Consider the following 15,258-nt stretch of genomic DNA (forward strand, 5'->3'; position numbering starts at 1 on the left):
AGCCACGACTGATAAGGCTAGATCAATATGGTGTTCGAGCTGCTGCTGATTTTTCTTGGAGCTTTGGCTTTATTTCTATTCCGTCGAAGTTCCAGTGAGCGAGAATGGATGGATTTACCTTCGTATGATGAGTATCTGTCAAGTCATCCAGAGACAGCTTTAGCGACTGGTGCTCAGTGTTTCCATTGTCATAGTGAGCAAATTTGGGAGTATGGCGTGGATAGCCTCATGGATTATCGGCGTGAAAATGTCTGTTTAGCTTGCGGAACTCGCTTATGGCGGAGCGAGCAAGAAAGCCTTACGAAATAAGCCAGTGACTGCTCGACCATCTTCTTCAAACTTTTCTTCACTTTAGCCCTATTGGTCATTGTTTGTGATGACCAGTCAACTCGCTTAGGCCATCTTTCTATATATCAGCCATCCTAAAATACTTGGTATTGCTTGGTGATGATCTTCACTCTAGCCTTGATGCCTGATTGGGCTGGCAAGCCTTCCATTCGAAGTGGAACCTAATCTTGCGGCCAGATAAACAGATAACTAGATAAGCAGATAACTAGACAGCCACCGTAACTAGCGATTGTCCTTCGACAGCTATATCGTTTTAATGGTCGAGCATTCGGTGAATGGCTTGGTTTCGTTAGGTGTCTTTATATGCCTCGGCCAGGTGTGCTTGCGTCCGGCTTGTTTTGCTAAATACATCGCTTGGTCGGCGCGTTCTAACCAGTCGTCAATGCTTTCGCTGGCTATTACGCTGGCTACGCCAGCACTAAAACTAATGGTTTGTTGATTCGGTGGAGCAGAGGGCTGGGCGAGTTGTTGTAGCAGCTGTTCACTGACGTGGTAGGCTTGGCTAAAATCTGTGTTTGGCAAAAGAATTAGAAATTCTTCTCCGCCAAAGCGAAATACTTGATCGCTGACTCGTACATTGTTTTGTAAATAAGTGGCAAACCAAACCAAAACTTTATCCCCAACATTATGGCCATGTTGATCATTCACTTGTTTAAAGAAATCGATATCTAACATGATGATACTACTGACAACATTGTTATGTTTGTAGTGTTGTTTTGCGACTAGTAGTTCCTCGTATAGGGCGCGGCGGTTATAGCAGCGAGTCAGGGTATCCTTAAAGGCGAGTTCTTTTAATTCGGTGTTTTGTTTCATTAGTAACCGAGCTAAACCCCAAGCAAAAAAATGTGACACGATTACGCTAAGGCTAAAGCGCTGGGCGATATGGCTGCCCAAGTGCTGAAAGCTTAATCCAATAGCTGCGAGACTGAGCGCCATAACGAGACGCTCGGCCAGTTTTAAGGGCAGGCGAACAAAGCAAGCTAGAATTAATGGCGGAACAAAAAACTCACCATGCATTTCGGGAAGAATTAAGGCCAGCAGTACTGGTGGAATCGCTAATAATAGAAACCAGAAATCGGCGACTTTATAATCTTGAGAGTTGGGCCGAGTGAGCATTAAGTAAACCGATGCCAGCAGAGTAGACATGCAAGGGAGAATGATGATCCCAAACAAAAAGTTATTATAGAAAATATGATGGACAGAAAAATACACGCAGGGAAACAGCCCTGCCACGTGCATCATTAGACTTATTTTCTTTTCTGGAAAATTCGCGGGAGCCCATTGAGATAACATCAGGTTAACGGTCCCTTCTTGGTTGTTGGTTAATCCTTACTGAATAACCATACTACCTTCTAACTGTAAACTTAACTTGTCACTTTAGTCAAATTATTGATTATATTTTTTTGACATTACCCTCACCGTTCTGATACTCGGTAATAATTTGCAGGTTTGCTGTTGTAATAATTGTAAAAATGCTTGTAAGGCTGGGGCGTTTCTCAGGCTTAATGGGTAAGCTGCGTACATTGGTCGCCATAAGGCTTGCTGCAATGGCAGGGCACATATTAACCGTTGTTTTACATAGTGATCAACGGCCCAATAAGGCATCGCGGCAATGCCCATGTCAGCGGCTACCATTTGCACTAACATCGCTGGATTATCGGCGTGTTTACGGTGTTTCATCTGAAGATTCTCGGGCGTTAAAACGAAGTTGTATATGTCTAAACGTTGCGGATTTACTGGGTAACTGATTAGTGTATGTGGACAGAGATCAGCGGCGCTAAGCTCAGTTTTACTGCTGAGTGGATGAGTTAATGGGCAAATGATGACCATTTCATATTCGAATAGAGGTTGGTAGTGGATGTCCTCCTGCGGTGAAACTTGAGAGGTCAGCAATAAATCAGTTTCGCCTTGCTGTAATAGCGGCAACCCATCGTAGTTTAGGTCTTGGCAAAGGTTACTTACAACCTCTGGCCAAGCTTGTTTAAATTGTTGCAGGCTTGGTAATAACCATTGGAAACAAGCATGGCAATCAACGCTGATGTTGAGCCTGCTTGAATGCTGGTTGCCGCTAATTAATGTTTGTTCTAGCTGGCCTATAAGGGGCAAAACCTGTTCGGCGAGCGCCAGCACTTGCTTGCCGGGTTCGGTTAATTGTATCGCTTGTCTTTTCCTAAGTAGTAAGTGGACGCCAAGCTTTTGTTCCAAACCCTTGAGTTGATGAGAGAGAGCCGATTCACTAACAAATAGTTTGGCTGCGGCGCTTTTCATCGAAGGGCTGCTGGCAAGGGCTTGTAGGCTACGTAAGTGTTTAATTTCTAACATAAGTTCAACAGAGTACCAGTGCTATTAGCGATTAAGTCGCAAGCTTAGGAGCTTGGACTTTGCTTGTATAGTTAGCGGCGATTTTAGTTTCCTTAAATTGAATTAAATTCATTTTAAATGCTCTTGATGTTAAATCATGGCTGTATACGTAGTCCTAACTTCCATTTTATGCTTTCTAAATTGAATTTAATTCATTTTTGTTTGAATACTTTGCAATTGTAATTGGCGGCTTCGCTTGCCAGTATGGAGCTGTATACATCTAGACGGCTAAAAGGATTGGTTTATGACTATCACACATATTTTGGGTTACCCCCGTATTGGTAAACAGCGTCAGTTGAAGTTTGCCTTAGAGGCATATTGGCGGGGGGAATCTTCGCAACAGCAGTTACTGGAAGTGGGGCGGCAGATCCGCCAACAAAATTGGCAAGCTCAGCGAGACAGTGGTCAAGCTTGGGTGACCGTTGGTGATTTTGCTTGGTATGACCAAGTGTTGAATACTTCCTTATTATTAGGGAATCTACCACAGCGCCATCGCTCTGCTGAACTAAATTTAGACACGATGTTTGCTATTGCCCGTGGTCAACAAGGTTGCGGGTGCAACCATGCAGCATCGGACATGAGTAAGTGGTTTAATACCAATTATCACTATATTGTGCCGGAGTTTTCTGCCAATAGTGAGTTTAGTTTGCAATGGTCACAATTATTTGACGAAATTAAAGAAGCCTTGGCTTTAGGTCATAAAGTGAAACCTGTGTTACTAGGGCCGGTGTCCTATCTATATTTGGGGCGCAATGATGTAGCCTGCAGTGAGCCATTCGAGCGGGTCACTTTGCTACCGAAATTAATCCAGGTCTATCAGCAGATCTTGCAAGGTATCGCCGCGCTGGGGGTTGAATGGGTGCAGCTAGACGAGCCTATCTTAGGTTTAGAATTAGAAGCGCAGTGGCAAGATGCTTTATTGCAGGCCTACAACAGCCGTTTAAGTCCCTGTAACTTATTATTAACTAGTTATTTTGACGATATCTTAAGTAATACAGGGCTGATTAAGCAGCTGGCGGTAGATGGTTTACATCTCGACTTAAGTGCTAGCGCTGAACAGCTTGAACCAATATTGAGTGATTTTCCCGAGAACTGGGTATTGTCGGCTGGCGTGATCAATGGTCGTAATGTATGGCGAGCCAACTTACCCGTCTTAGCTGAGCGCTTGGCAGCGGCCAAGCAACAATTGGGGGAGCGTTTATGGTTGGCCAGCTCCTGTTCGCTGTTGCATAGTCCGATTGATTTGAATGCTGAAACCGAGTTAGCCGAAGCAAAGCCTCGCTTGGCCTTTGCCGAGCAAAAGTTAGAGGAATTGCAATGCTTGGCTGCCGTGATTGATGGGGATGCAGCGGCTCAGCTTAAAGCTCAGCAATATAGCGCTGCGGTGCAGGCGCAAAGCCTTGCAACTGAGGGAGAACTACAACAGCAAATTCAGCAATTCTCCTTGTTACAGCGAGAGCGTGGGCAAAGCTTTGCCCAGCGCCAAGTTATTCAGCAGCAAAGTTTAGCCTTACCTGCGCTGCCCACGACTACTATCGGCTCATTCCCTCAGACCACCGAAATTCGTCGCCAGCGGCGTGAGTTTAAGGCTGGTTTGCTAAGTCCAACAGACTATCAGGCGGCCATCGCCGAGCACATCCGGGAGGCGATCAAGCGTCAAGAGAGGCTTGGTTTAGATGTATTGGTACATGGCGAAGCTGAACGCAACGATATGGTGGAATACTTTGCCGAGTTACTCGATGGCTTCTTGGTGAGTCGTTTTGCTTGGGTGCAAAGTTATGGTTCTCGTTGTGTGAAGCCGGCGATTATTGTTGACGATATTAAGCGCAGTAAACCCCTAACCGTTGCGTGGGCAAGCTATGCACAATCGCTGACGCAAAAACCGGTAAAAGGCATGTTAACGGGTCCAGTAACCATGCTGACCTGGAGCTTTGCGCGTGAAGATCTGAGCAGAGCGCAAATCGCAGAACAGATTGCTGTTGCTTTAAATGAAGAAGTGGCCGACCTACAACAAGCGGGGATCCAGATCATTCAAATTGATGAGCCTGCGATCCGTGAAGGTATGCCTTTAAAACGCAGTCAATGGTCTGCTTATTTAGATTGGGCGGTGGCCGCTTTTAAACTATCGGCGGCCAGTGCCAAGCCGGAGACGCAAATTCATACCCATATGTGTTACAGCGAGTTCAACGATATTATGCAGGCGGTTGCTGCCTTAGACGCAGATGTGCTTACTATCGAAACCTCACGCTCGGCAATGAGTTTATTACAGGCCTTCGAGCACTTTGCCTATCCAAATGAGATCGGCCCCGGGGTTTATGATATTCACTCACCCAACATTCCGAGTGTTGCAGACATGAAGGTATTGATTGATAAGGCGGCCAAATGGATCCCTTGGCAACGTTTATGGGTGAATCCCGATTGTGGTTTGAAAACCCGGAATTGGAAAGAAACTGAGTTAGCTTTGCAAAACATGGTGCAGGCGACGAAGGAGTTACGCGCCAGCTTAGTTTAAGCTTTGCTTAAAGCCATCGCTTAAAACCCTTGTTTATTCGGGGGTATTTGAGCAATGACTTCGGCTGGCTTTGCACCTACACTCAGGGTTTAAGATCCCTGTAGTGAGCATCTATGCCCAAGGCAAAATTTATTTCTGGTGATATTTTTCGGCACATTGTGTTGATGTCCTCCACTAATGCGATCGGTTTAACGGCCTTATTTTTGGTTGATTTAGCCGATCTGTTTTTTATTAGCTTGTTGGGGGAGGCCGAGCTTGCTGCCGCCGTGGGTTACGCTGGTACGATTGCTTTTTTTACCACCTCTTTTACGATTGGTTTGTCGATCGCTATGACCGCTCTGGTCTCTAAGGCGATTGGCCAACAGGATAAAAGCCGCGCTCGTCAGTTAGTGACCAATGTGCTGGCAACGGGTTTTTTGATCAGTAGCTTGGTGGCTGGCTTAGCGTGGATCTTTACCCCCGAATTATTAACGCTAATTGGTGCGAAGTCGCGTACCCATGCCTTGGCGGTAGAATATTTACATATTTTATTACCTTCTTTGCCTATCTTAGGCATGGCGATGAGTGCGGGGGCAGCGTTGCGCTCGGTGGGGGATGCAAAACGGGCGATGTGGTCTACTCTCGCTGGCGGTGGGGTGAATGCCTTACTCGACCCCTTGTTCATTTTTGCTTTAGGCTTGGGCTTGCCGGGCGCGGCCATCGCTTCGGTTGTCGCACGCTTTGCGGTAGCTGGGGTGGCTCTGTCCGGTGTGATCAGTAAACATCAGCTAATCTCTGCTTTTCGTATTAGTGGCTTGATTGACGATTTACGCGGCATTTTAAAGGTTGCATTGCCTGCGATGATGACCAATGTTGCAACCCCAATGGGGAATGCTTATGTGACTGCCGCGATTGCTCACTTTGGTGATGCTTATGTGGCTGGATGGGCAGTGGTTGGGCGGATCATGCCAGTTGCCTTTGGCATGATTTTCTCTCTGTCGGGAGCGATTGGTCCAATTGTTGGGCAAAACTTTGGCGCGCATGCCTACCCTCGAGTGAAAGAGGCGCTCAGTAAAGCGCTGTGGTTTAACGTGGTTTATGTACTGGCCATCTCTTTGCTGCTGTATGGCTCGAAAGACTTGCTGATTGCGGCCTTTGGCGTGAGTGGTGATGCAGCCTCGGTGATTGATTTTTTCTGTACTTGGGTTTGTTTCAGCTTTGTGTTTAATGGGGCCATGTTTGTCGCCAACGCAGCGTTTAATAATCTTGGTTACCCAAGTACTTCAACCTTGCTCAATTTTGGTAAAGCGAGTCTTGGGACGATTCCTTTTGCTTATTTTGGTGGGCAGTGGTTTGGTGCTTTAGGTGTACTCGCGGGCCAAGCTGTGGGGAGTATTGTATTTGGTTTGCTTGGCTTGTGGATGGCTTATTACATCGTGACTCGGGTCACCAATAAACATCTTGCGAAGCAACAGCTCGAGGCGCAAAACCTAGAGCCGCGGGTACCCTTAACACCATTTTGTTCAAGTCGTGCTTATATGTGTGCCGAAGCAGAAGTCGATCAATTGAACGATCCTGCACCTACGCCTAAATAAATCGGCTGGTGAGGTGATCGTGATGATTGCTTGGCATTGCGAATTAGCAATAACCAGTTTCGGCTGGTTTTTTTGGTAAATGCGCTTCCGCCGGGAAGGATTTGAACTGCTGGATTGGATAAGCCAGTAGAGTTGACTTCTGTGGTGAATGCCAGTAAACATCCTTTAGCTCAGCCATTCATAAAAAATACTAATTTATCTGTTGATTGAAACGGATTGGCTTAGTTGGTTTTGCTAAGCGCTATATAAGGAAGATCTGTGGGGAGGGAAACAGTGGTGAATATGTTGTTATTTGATTTGGACGATACTTTAGTTGATGACGGTGTCGCTACCAGTTTGGCGGCCGAAGCTTTATTTCAACACTACTGGCCAGAGCAACAAGCTCAGGCGCTGCAGCATTGGCAACGGGCCTTAAAATTATATTATCCGGCGTTTTTACAAGGCCAGATGAGCGCTGCAGAAATGCGTCAAGCTCGTGCCCGGGAAGTGTTACAGCAGCCGCAGCTGAGCGCGGCGCAAGCGGAACAGGTTTTTGAGTATTTCATGCAGCAATATATCGCATCAACCCAGCTTTATCCCGATACTCTCGCCTGTCTAAAGGAGTTGCAGCAGCAAGGTTGGCGTTTAGCACTGATATCCAACGGCCCCGAAGAGATGCAGCAGCGAAAGGTAAAGGCTGCGGGTTTAGTGGATTTTTTTGAGTTTGTATTAACCGCCGAAGTGGCGGGGGCAGCCAAGCCTAAACTTGATATTTTTAAGCATGCTTTGCGCTTAGCAAATTTACCTGCGGCTCAATGCTGTTATATTGGGGATCATCTAGAGAAGGATGCTCAGGCCGCCTTTGCTGCAGGTTTGAGCAGCATTTGGTTGCAACGGACCGATAGCGCTGAAGTTGTTGCTTGGCCTTATCCGGATGTGAATTGGAAAATTGCTTGTCTGGCTCAGCTTAAACAGTGCATTTAGCGCTAAATAAAGGCACAGGCAAAGATGATGTTGTTAATTGTTCAGGGAGTTGTATGAGATTCGCCAGTTTGTGGGATTGGTTGGTTGATAGCTTAGCGTTTTATCGTCAGCATATTATTAGTTTTGCGGCAATGGTATTACCCTTCGCTATTCCATTTTCTGCGTTACAGAGTGGTTATGTGTATGACGTTTCACACCCTTCGGTATTGCAATATTGGATATTTATTTGCTTGGGTTTACTCTGCCAGCCAATCTATCAAGGTGCGAGTATCTTGTATATTCGAGCTCAGCTAAACCAGCAGCCTTGGAGTATTGCTCAATGCTTTCAAGCGTCGCTTAGTATCTGGCCAAGGCTATTTGTGGTGGTATCGATCAGCTTTAGTTTAGTGATGCTTGGTCTTAACTTTTTTGTTGTTCCCGGGCTTATCTTTGCGAGTCGTTTGTTATTTGCCGATTTGAATTGTGTTTTATATAAACGCTCTCCTTTGCAATCGCTTAATGATAGTTGGCGGCAAACGGATGTGATCAAATGGCCGCTGTTAGCTGGTGTGATTATTGTCTCTGGCATTAGCATATTACCAGTATGGGCAATTGATCACTGGTTAGTTGCGCAACATGCCAACAACTTTTGGTTTTTTGCCAATAAAGTGTTGGGGCAATTATTGGATGTATTTTTTCTAGTGTTTGCTTATCGTGCCTATTCTGGCATCAGTGATGTAACAGAGGAGCCTTAAGTGAGCCAGCTCGAACCATTAACATTACTCAACTATCCCAACCCGATGTTGTCTCAAGTTGCTGAACCATTGCATTTTCCGCTGAGTGCTGAGCAACTTCATTGGATAGAGCGTTTGCGTTTTACCATGATACAGGCCAACGGAGTAGGGATTGCCGCGCCGCAAGTCGGGCGCGCATGGCAGTTGATGATTGTGGCTAGTTCGCCAAATGCACGTTATCCAGATGCGCCGGAGCTAGCACCGTTTGTGTTGTGTAACCCTCAGATCAAGCAATATAGCGAACAACAACAGTGGGGTTGGGAAGGTTGTTTAAGTGTTGCTGGACAACGCGCAAAAATAGCCCGCTCGCAAGCCGTTTGGTTGGAATATCAGGATTTACAAGGCGAATGGCAACAGGCGCATTATCAGGGCTTTGTGGCACGTATTATTCAGCATGAATATGACCATCTGCAAGGTTTATGCATCGTTGATCGCGTTAGCGAAGATACTTTGCTGATCAGTGAGCAGCAGTATTTGCAAGACTTTAGCTAACGATAAATTGCTGCTGTTGAGCACGTAACTCATAACCCGCCTGTTGCAGTCGTTGGGTGAGTTTATCTTGGTCTAGTGCGTAAAACTGACACAATTCGCTGAAGCTGCCGAAGTCATTTCTAATTTGCATGTTCACGATACTCAGTAAAATGTGAACATCCATTGTTTCGATGCGTTGTTGGTCTAACATTATACTTTTCCTCTGATGGCTGAACCTATGCTTTAAATCGCGAGTTAAAGAGCAAGTGTCTCTGCCTCGACCCGTTTCAAATCAGCTTTTTATTGAAGAAATTAGCCACGCGATGGACACTGGGTTCAACAAGTGCGACGGCACCGTCGATCAGGATCTGGTCGCTTAATTAGCATTTGCTGATTAAATTGCACATCTAAATGATAATTATTATCATTTAGATGTGCAAGTGTTTTATCGATTTTTGTTGTGTTTGTGTCAGTTGGTGCTGCTTTATTTTTTGGATATGGAAGTTATAGAGTAAAATCATGTCACGATCACTGAACTTGATGGCGGGTCTTGAGTGCTTGGCAATGCTTTTTGCGGGTGCTTGTTGGTGATTGGTGTGCTGTTTCCTATGATTTAGCAAGATAGGCGGGAGTTTCTCTAGCTTGTCTTACTGATATGAACCACTAACGGTTTAAAATAATGAGGATGGGCAATCGCTACTTAACGCCATTGCCTCATTACAGGGATGAATTATGTTTCGACGTTTTACAGTATTAGGCCTTTTGCTGGTGGTAGTGGTTGGCTGTTCCAGCATTATCATTCAGCAGTTTGACCAGCGCTTTGGTCAAGCTACGGTGCAGACTCGGATTTATTCAGAAGATTACCCGCCTAGCGCAAACTTCCTAGAAGAAGTGAAACCGATCCTCGACCAACGCTGTGTGATGTGTCATGCCTGTTATGATGCGCCCTGTCAGCTCAAGTTAACTTCTGCTGCGGGCATCGACCGAGGCTTGACCACTGCACGGGTGTATAACTCCAGTCGTTTGATCGCCGACCCTACCAGTCGCTTATATACCGATGCGCGTTCTACTCAAGCTTGGCGTCAGAAAGGTTTTAACCCAGTGCTGAATGAGCGGATCCAAAGCGAACAGGCGAACCAGGAAGGTGGTCTGATGTATCAGGCGCTGAAGCAAAAGCGAGATTTTGTTGATAGTCAGCAAGATATTCTCGATCCCAATGCCTATGATTTTGCCTTAGATCGCGCTCAACAGTGTGTTGGTATCGAGGAATATGCCTCTAAGGTTCAGGCTTCTCATCCAGAGTGGGGCATGCCCTACGGTTTACCAGCACTCAGTGATGCCGAGTTTGATAGCCTCACTGCATGGCTTGTGAGCGGAGCGCCAATGGCTGACGATTTGCAGCATCACCAACAGTTTGCAGCGCAAGTTAAACGTTGGGAAGCATTGCTTAATGGTGATTCACTAAAAGAACAATTGATGAGTCGCTATCTGTATGAGCACTTGTTTATCACTCATCTTTATTTTGACGATTCACAAAGTAAACGTCCGGCTTTTTTTAAACTGGTTCGTTCGCGCACCGCACCCGGTTTTCCGGTCGATGAAATTGCAACCCGCCGACCTTATGACGACCCTGGGGTGGCGCGGGTTTATTACCGTTTAATGCCTGAGCGTGAGAGTATAGTGGTGAAGACCCACATTCCTTATCATCTTGATGAAGCGCGAGCAGAACGCTGGAAATCTTGGTTTTTGGCTGACAATATTAAAGTTGAACAATTACCGTCTTACCAGCCTGATGTGGCAGGAAATCCTTTTGTAGCCTTTCGAGATTTTCCGGTTAACTCGCGCTATCGCTTTATATTGGATGACGCGGAAACCTTCATTATGGGTTTCATGAAGGGGCCAGTCTGTCGAGGACAAGTGGCTTTGAATGTGATTCAAGATCATTTTTGGGTGTATTTTGTTACGCCTGCTCATCAGTATGAAAAACTACAGGCCGACTTTTTAGCGGCTCAAAGTGAGCACTTGCGGATGCCCTCGGTAGAGCAGAGTAACGTTTTGCCACTGAGTACTTGGATCTCGTATTCGAAACGGCACCGCCAATATATGGAAGCGCGGATCAAGAGCCAGCAAAACTGGTTGAAGGAAGATGCTGGCCGCATAGATTTAGATTTGATCTGGGATGGTGATGGTTATAACAGCAATGCTGCGCTGACGATTTTCCGTCATTTTGATAGTGCCAGTGTGGTACGAGGTTCGGTGGGTAAGCCACCTAAAACGGCTTGGATCCTCGATTATTCCCTGTTTGAACGGATCCATTATTTATTGGTGGCAGGCTACGATCCCTATGGTAACTTGGGGCATCAACTGGTAACACGTTTATATATGGATTTCTTACGTATGGAAGGTGAGTTTAACTTTGCTTCTTTGTTACCAGCGCAAGCGCGTTATGATGAGTTACGTCGTTGGTATGTTGATGCTGACAAAGAAATCATTAAGTTTGTTGAGTCGCGCCCGCAAGAAGCTTTCTTTAAAAGCTCGGTTCACTATAACCAAGATTTGCCCTATAAGCAGCAGTTATACAATAAGTTATCAACCAAGCTTGCTGCGGTACAGAGTTCGAAGTACCAAATTGATCCGATCCATTATTCGCGAGCGGTGAATGATTTTGCTTCCCAGCTGGCGGCCTGGAAGGGGGGAGCGGTCAAATGGTTACCGCAAGTGGTGTTTATTCAGGTGGATCAGCCAGAAAGTTCACAGAGCCAGTATTTTACGCTGCTCCGAAATAACGCCCATGCCAACATCTCTAGCTTGTTCTTGGAAGATAAATATCGTTTGCCAGATAATGATACGCTGACTTTGTTGCCTGGCCTTGTGGGGGCCTACCCCGCTGCTTTTTGGCAAGTACAAGAAAGCGAATTAAAGCAATTGCAACAGCAGCTGCTGCATGTGAATAACGAGTTGGCTTACCAGCAATTGATGAAGCGTTTTGGGGTTCGCCGAACTAGCTCAGAGTTTTGGCCCTATAGCGATAGATTGCATCAAGCCTATTTGCAGGCCGAGCCAATTAGTGGCGGGATCTTCGATTACAGCCGTTTAGAAAATCGTTAATGGGTGGCACCGGCGAGCCCTAAGTTAGGGCTCGCATTTGTTGAGTAATCTTCAGGCATGCCGGATCCACCGATGTGCAGAGCCATCCGGCCATTGCGTCGTTAAACCATTGTCGGTCTTTGTTTTGCCTGAGCACTTTTTTAGCATGCAGCCAAACAGCAGCCAAAGCCCTACCCTGGGGAAGGAGAGGGCAAACAAGGTTGTGGCAATGCTGATACTGTGGCTATAAAAATTAGCGTCGATGCTGGTAAAGGCGGTGATGGTTCCGGTGATAACATCCCGGTGGATCCAACCCCGATCCCACACAACAGCGATAGGCTCTTTTTGAACCCCAAATTCATACCAAGCTGATTCATGATATGAGCAAGTGCCGATAGCGAGGTATCAAGTGCAGTCACTCGTGGCTCTCATGACAAGATACATCACGCAGTTCGCGGTGATTTAGACGAGTAACAATCAACCGATAATGAGTTAGATTGGTATCAGTCCAAAACTCATTACCATTAGTTTATTTGGCGATGGCGCAACCGATGCTGATATGGCAAATCATGTCACTGCCTATCGATTATTCATGTTTTCGCTTATGCTCATCCCGAATCCCTAACGTTTGGGTTGTGATTGAAATTTCGAGGGCTGGGGTCGTTCGCTCGCTTCGAGAGCAAAGTCTCTCAATCACGCCATCGAGAGCAAAGGGCGCGGCACGGTGAGTGCCGCAGATCCCTTTCGGTCTTTTGCTCAAAGGGAGGGTTATTGGCGGAACGCTTCGGGTCGAGCATCATTGAGGCGGGGGGCTTAAGCCTTAATCTGCGGCTTGTAATATTTCTTTTAAGGCAAACATCCCATTTAATGCTGCTGGAAAGCCAGCATAAACCGACATTTGTAAGATCACCTCTTTAAGCTCTGCTTCGCTGCAACCGACATTGAGCGCCGCTTGTAAGTGTACCTTGAGCTGGGGTTGGCAGTTGCCCATGGCGGTGAGAGCCGCAACGGTGGCAATTTCTCGTGATTTCAAATCGAGCCCCGGTCGGCTGTAAATGTCGCCAAAGGGATACTCGATGGTATATCTGGCTAAATCGGGGCAGATGTCTTTCAGGCTTTCGATCACTTGATGGCCGGCTTCGCCATCAATTTTACTCAGTTGTTCCAGGCCGATTTGGTATCTGGTGTTGTCCATGGGCAAGCTCCGTTTCTGTATTGAGAAACCACACTGTACAACTTCGAGTTCACTCTAAGTCAAGCGCTACTTGGCGATGATACCAATTTATTTTTTGCTCCAATGCCGCGAGGTGTTGTTGTTGGGATTGAATATGCGTGCTCAGCTTGGCTTGATGTTGTTCGAGCAGGGCTTGGCGGTTGGCATGGGTGCTTGGGCCTTGTTCGCGTAGTCGGGCATATTGCAAAATGTCGCACAGTGGCATCGCGGTTTCTTTTAAACGAATGATGAAGTTAGCCCACTCCAAATCTTGCGAACGGTAGTTGCGATGGCCGCTGGCATTGCGCTGAATGCCCTTGAGTAAGCCTATCTTCTCGTAATAGCGCAGCGTATGCGCCGATAAACCACTGCGTTGAGAAAATTCTTTAATGTTCATCGATGGTTCCTTGAATTGGCGTTCTGTCCGTTGGTTATTTGCGTAGTTAGCTTTTGTGGGGGCTAAGTAACAGTGATAAACCAAAGCCGACAAATACCCCGCCAGTGATTCGATGAAATAGACGACTCACATTTTGTTTTCGTAAATAAGGGCTGAGCTGTTTGCTGGTGAGTGCATAGACCAACAGCGCGCTGAATGAGCATAGGGCAAAGGTGCCGCCAAGCAACAAAAATTGCTCTGGCATTGCTTGATCGTGGTGGATGAATTGCGGAAACAAGGCAGTATAAAATGCAATGGCTTTTGGATTACTCACGCCAACAATATAGGCTTCGCGAAATAGCTTTTTGCGACTGATTGTATCAAGTTGGGGGGGAGCATCGTTGCTTAAACTCAGGGTTCGGCTGGCAAGCCAAGACTTTAAGCCAAGATAAATAAGGTAGATCCCGCCGACGACTTTGATCGCCGTGAACATCACTGTGGATGCTAAGATAATTGCGCCGAGGCCCGCCGCCGATAAGCTGGCCAAGCAGAGCATCGCGGTGATATTGCCCAGGATCCCACTGAGGGAATAATTCACACCATAGTTGGCGGCGTTTTTTACCACCAACAATACTGCGGGACCGGGTGAAAAGGTAGCCGCCAAACAGAGTAATAAAAATAGCCAATAATCCATATTGTTTCTCCTATATTGTGCTCTTCGGTGGTGCTGAGTTGACAGCGCTGATTAAGCGCGCTGACTCAACAACATACCGCCGCCCATGGTGATCAGCAATCCGCCGGTTACTTTAGCCACCCGTCGCTCAAAGTTCTGGAAAGAAAAGCGCTTGCCTAAATAGCCGATGGCGTATGCGTAGCTCAGGTGAACACTGGTCACAATGCAACAAATGCTGATAAACATCAGATAAAACTGCCCTTCGGTGGCTTGTTCGGTATTCAGAAATTGTGGGAGGAAGGCCGATAGAAAAATTAAGGTTTTCGGGTTACTGGCGGACACGCTAAAGGCTTCGATAAACAAGGCCCAGAGAGAGCGTTGACTCTGCGGCTTGGGGCTTGGGCTGGTATGGCTTGAAACGTTAAGGGATCTGAGGCTTTTGATCCCGAGATATATTAAGTAAATACCGCCCAGCAGCTTCATGACCATAAACCAAAAAGGAAGGGCTTGGATCAGTTGTCCAATACCAATGGCAACTAAATAAACGATGATCGCTTGGCAGCTTAAATTCCCGAGAATGGTGATGAAGGCCGATTGCCACCCCCGTTGAATGCTGTTTTTTAGCACTAATAATACATTGGGTCCCGGCGACAGGGTGGTGATCAAATAGGCCAGACAGAACATCAGCCAGAGGTGTAGATCCATTCGATTATTCCTAAATAACAGGATGACTTTTAAGCATTGAACCACCCCCTTCGCTCAACTTGAGTGTTGCTGAGAAAATGTGCAAATTCACGAGGGTATGCTTGCATTAAATGCCAAGGCGAGAGTGATAGCAAGTGCTTATTTCGCTAAAATAATCAAAGAGTAAGCACTTGTTTACCAACAAAAGCGGAGCCTTTGGCGA

At 46.4% G+C, this 15,258-nt stretch carries 14 protein-coding genes; 7 read left to right on the forward strand and 7 right to left on the reverse strand.

Going from position 1 to position 15,258, the window contains the following annotated elements:
* Window positions 1–27 precede the first annotated feature (27 nt).
* Window positions 28–309 carry a hypothetical protein gene (locus ACRRSY_RS04180; protein ID WP_432460996.1) on the forward strand — a complete coding sequence of 94 codons (282 nt, stop codon included), beginning with the start codon at window positions 28–30 and terminating at the stop codon, window positions 307–309.
* 282 nt (window positions 310–591) lie between these two features.
* Here the strand turns inward: ACRRSY_RS04180 and ACRRSY_RS04185 are convergent, their stop codons facing one another.
* Window positions 592–1,641, reverse strand: a complete 1,050-nt coding sequence (locus ACRRSY_RS04185) for a GGDEF domain-containing protein (RefSeq protein WP_432454421.1) — start codon at window positions 1,639–1,641, stop codon at window positions 592–594.
* Window positions 1,642–1,734: 93 nt separating this feature from the next.
* Window positions 1,735–2,670 (reverse strand): LysR substrate-binding domain-containing protein, encoded by a 936-nt coding sequence (locus ACRRSY_RS04190; RefSeq protein ID WP_432464403.1) that lies wholly within the window; start codon window positions 2,668–2,670, stop codon window positions 1,735–1,737.
* Between the two features lie 283 nt (window positions 2,671–2,953).
* Between ACRRSY_RS04190 and metE the strand changes: the two genes are divergently transcribed.
* The 5 genes from metE (at window position 2,954) to def (ending at window position 9,023) form a co-directional block, all read left to right on the forward strand.
* A complete protein-coding gene (metE, locus tag ACRRSY_RS04195) occupies window positions 2,954–5,221 on the forward strand; it encodes a 5-methyltetrahydropteroyltriglutamate--homocysteine S-methyltransferase (RefSeq protein ID WP_432464404.1) in 2,268 nt (755 codons plus the stop codon).
* Window positions 5,222–5,334: 113 nt separating this feature from the next.
* The gene (locus ACRRSY_RS04200) at window positions 5,335–6,795 is read left to right on the forward strand and encodes an MATE family efflux transporter (RefSeq protein ID WP_432464405.1); all 1,461 of its coding nucleotides are present in this window, start codon (window positions 5,335–5,337) and stop codon (window positions 6,793–6,795) included.
* 258 nt (window positions 6,796–7,053) lie between these two features.
* Window positions 7,054–7,758, forward strand: a complete 705-nt coding sequence (locus ACRRSY_RS04205; RefSeq protein WP_432464406.1) for an HAD family hydrolase — start codon at window positions 7,054–7,056, stop codon at window positions 7,756–7,758.
* 53 nt (window positions 7,759–7,811) lie between these two features.
* Window positions 7,812–8,492, forward strand: a complete 681-nt coding sequence (locus tag ACRRSY_RS04210; protein ID WP_432461001.1) for a hypothetical protein — start codon at window positions 7,812–7,814, stop codon at window positions 8,490–8,492.
* The gene (gene def, locus ACRRSY_RS04215) at window positions 8,493–9,023 is read left to right on the forward strand and encodes a peptide deformylase (RefSeq protein ID WP_432464407.1); all 531 of its coding nucleotides are present in this window, start codon (window positions 8,493–8,495) and stop codon (window positions 9,021–9,023) included.
* Here the strand turns inward: def and ACRRSY_RS04220 are convergent.
* The gene (locus ACRRSY_RS04220) at window positions 9,016–9,213 is read right to left on the reverse strand and encodes a DUF4250 domain-containing protein (protein WP_432454413.1); all 198 of its coding nucleotides are present in this window, start codon (window positions 9,211–9,213) and stop codon (window positions 9,016–9,018) included. The genes def and ACRRSY_RS04220 overlap by 8 nt on opposite strands.
* A gap of 521 nt (window positions 9,214–9,734) precedes the next feature.
* On the opposite strand from ACRRSY_RS04220, the gene ACRRSY_RS04225 reads away from it, so the two are divergent.
* Entirely contained in the window at window positions 9,735–12,110 is a 2,376-nt protein-coding gene (locus ACRRSY_RS04225) for a fatty acid cis/trans isomerase (RefSeq protein WP_432464408.1), read from the forward strand.
* Between the two features lie 799 nt (window positions 12,111–12,909).
* Here the strand turns inward: ACRRSY_RS04225 and ACRRSY_RS04230 are convergent.
* The 4 genes from ACRRSY_RS04230 to ACRRSY_RS04245 are packed head-to-tail and all read right to left on the reverse strand — an operon-like array spanning window position 12,910 to window position 15,056.
* Window positions 12,910–13,284: a carboxymuconolactone decarboxylase family protein gene (locus ACRRSY_RS04230; RefSeq protein WP_432454409.1), complete on the reverse strand. Its 375-nt coding sequence runs from the start codon at window positions 13,282–13,284 to the stop codon at window positions 12,910–12,912.
* Between the two features lie 49 nt (window positions 13,285–13,333).
* Entirely contained in the window at window positions 13,334–13,699 is a 366-nt protein-coding gene (locus tag ACRRSY_RS04235) for a MerR family transcriptional regulator (RefSeq protein ID WP_432461004.1), read from the reverse strand.
* Window positions 13,700–13,745: 46 nt separating this feature from the next.
* The gene (locus ACRRSY_RS04240; RefSeq protein WP_432454406.1) at window positions 13,746–14,372 is read right to left on the reverse strand and encodes a LysE family translocator; all 627 of its coding nucleotides are present in this window, start codon (window positions 14,370–14,372) and stop codon (window positions 13,746–13,748) included.
* Between the two features lie 51 nt (window positions 14,373–14,423).
* The gene (locus ACRRSY_RS04245) at window positions 14,424–15,056 is read right to left on the reverse strand and encodes a LysE family translocator (RefSeq protein ID WP_432454405.1); all 633 of its coding nucleotides are present in this window, start codon (window positions 15,054–15,056) and stop codon (window positions 14,424–14,426) included.
* Window positions 15,057–15,258: the final 202 nt, after the last annotated feature.

Origin of the sequence: Agarivorans sp. QJM3NY_33 (genome assembly GCF_050870865.2) — a bacterium.
In the GTDB taxonomy this organism is placed as follows: Bacteria; Pseudomonadota; Gammaproteobacteria; order Enterobacterales; family Celerinatantimonadaceae; genus Agarivorans.

Bases quoted from the DNA above. Each gene is read 5' to 3' on its own strand.
- ACRRSY_RS04200 (WP_432464405.1), top strand. From the start codon at position 5,335: ATGCCCAAGGCAAAATTTATTTCTGGTGATATTTTTCGGCACATTGTG.
- ACRRSY_RS04220 (WP_432454413.1), bottom strand. From the start codon at position 9,213: ATGTTAGACCAACAACGCATCGAAACAATGGATGTTCACATTTTACTG.
- ACRRSY_RS04240 (WP_432454406.1), bottom strand. From the start codon at position 14,372: ATGGATTATTGGCTATTTTTATTACTCTGTTTGGCGGCTACCTTTTCA.
- metE (WP_432464404.1), top strand. From the start codon at position 2,954: ATGACTATCACACATATTTTGGGTTACCCCCGTATTGGTAAACAGCGT.
- ACRRSY_RS04245 (WP_432454405.1), bottom strand. From the start codon at position 15,056: ATGGATCTACACCTCTGGCTGATGTTCTGTCTGGCCTATTTGATCACC.
- ACRRSY_RS04210 (WP_432461001.1), top strand. From the start codon at position 7,812: ATGAGATTCGCCAGTTTGTGGGATTGGTTGGTTGATAGCTTAGCGTTT.
- ACRRSY_RS04180 (WP_432460996.1), top strand. From the start codon at position 28: ATGGTGTTCGAGCTGCTGCTGATTTTTCTTGGAGCTTTGGCTTTATTT.
- ACRRSY_RS04225 (WP_432464408.1), top strand. From the start codon at position 9,735: ATGTTTCGACGTTTTACAGTATTAGGCCTTTTGCTGGTGGTAGTGGTT.
- ACRRSY_RS04235 (WP_432461004.1), bottom strand. From the start codon at position 13,699: ATGAACATTAAAGAATTTTCTCAACGCAGTGGTTTATCGGCGCATACG.
- ACRRSY_RS04230 (WP_432454409.1), bottom strand. From the start codon at position 13,284: ATGGACAACACCAGATACCAAATCGGCCTGGAACAACTGAGTAAAATT.
- ACRRSY_RS04185 (WP_432454421.1), bottom strand. From the start codon at position 1,641: ATGTTATCTCAATGGGCTCCCGCGAATTTTCCAGAAAAGAAAATAAGT.
- ACRRSY_RS04190 (WP_432464403.1), bottom strand. From the start codon at position 2,670: ATGTTAGAAATTAAACACTTACGTAGCCTACAAGCCCTTGCCAGCAGC.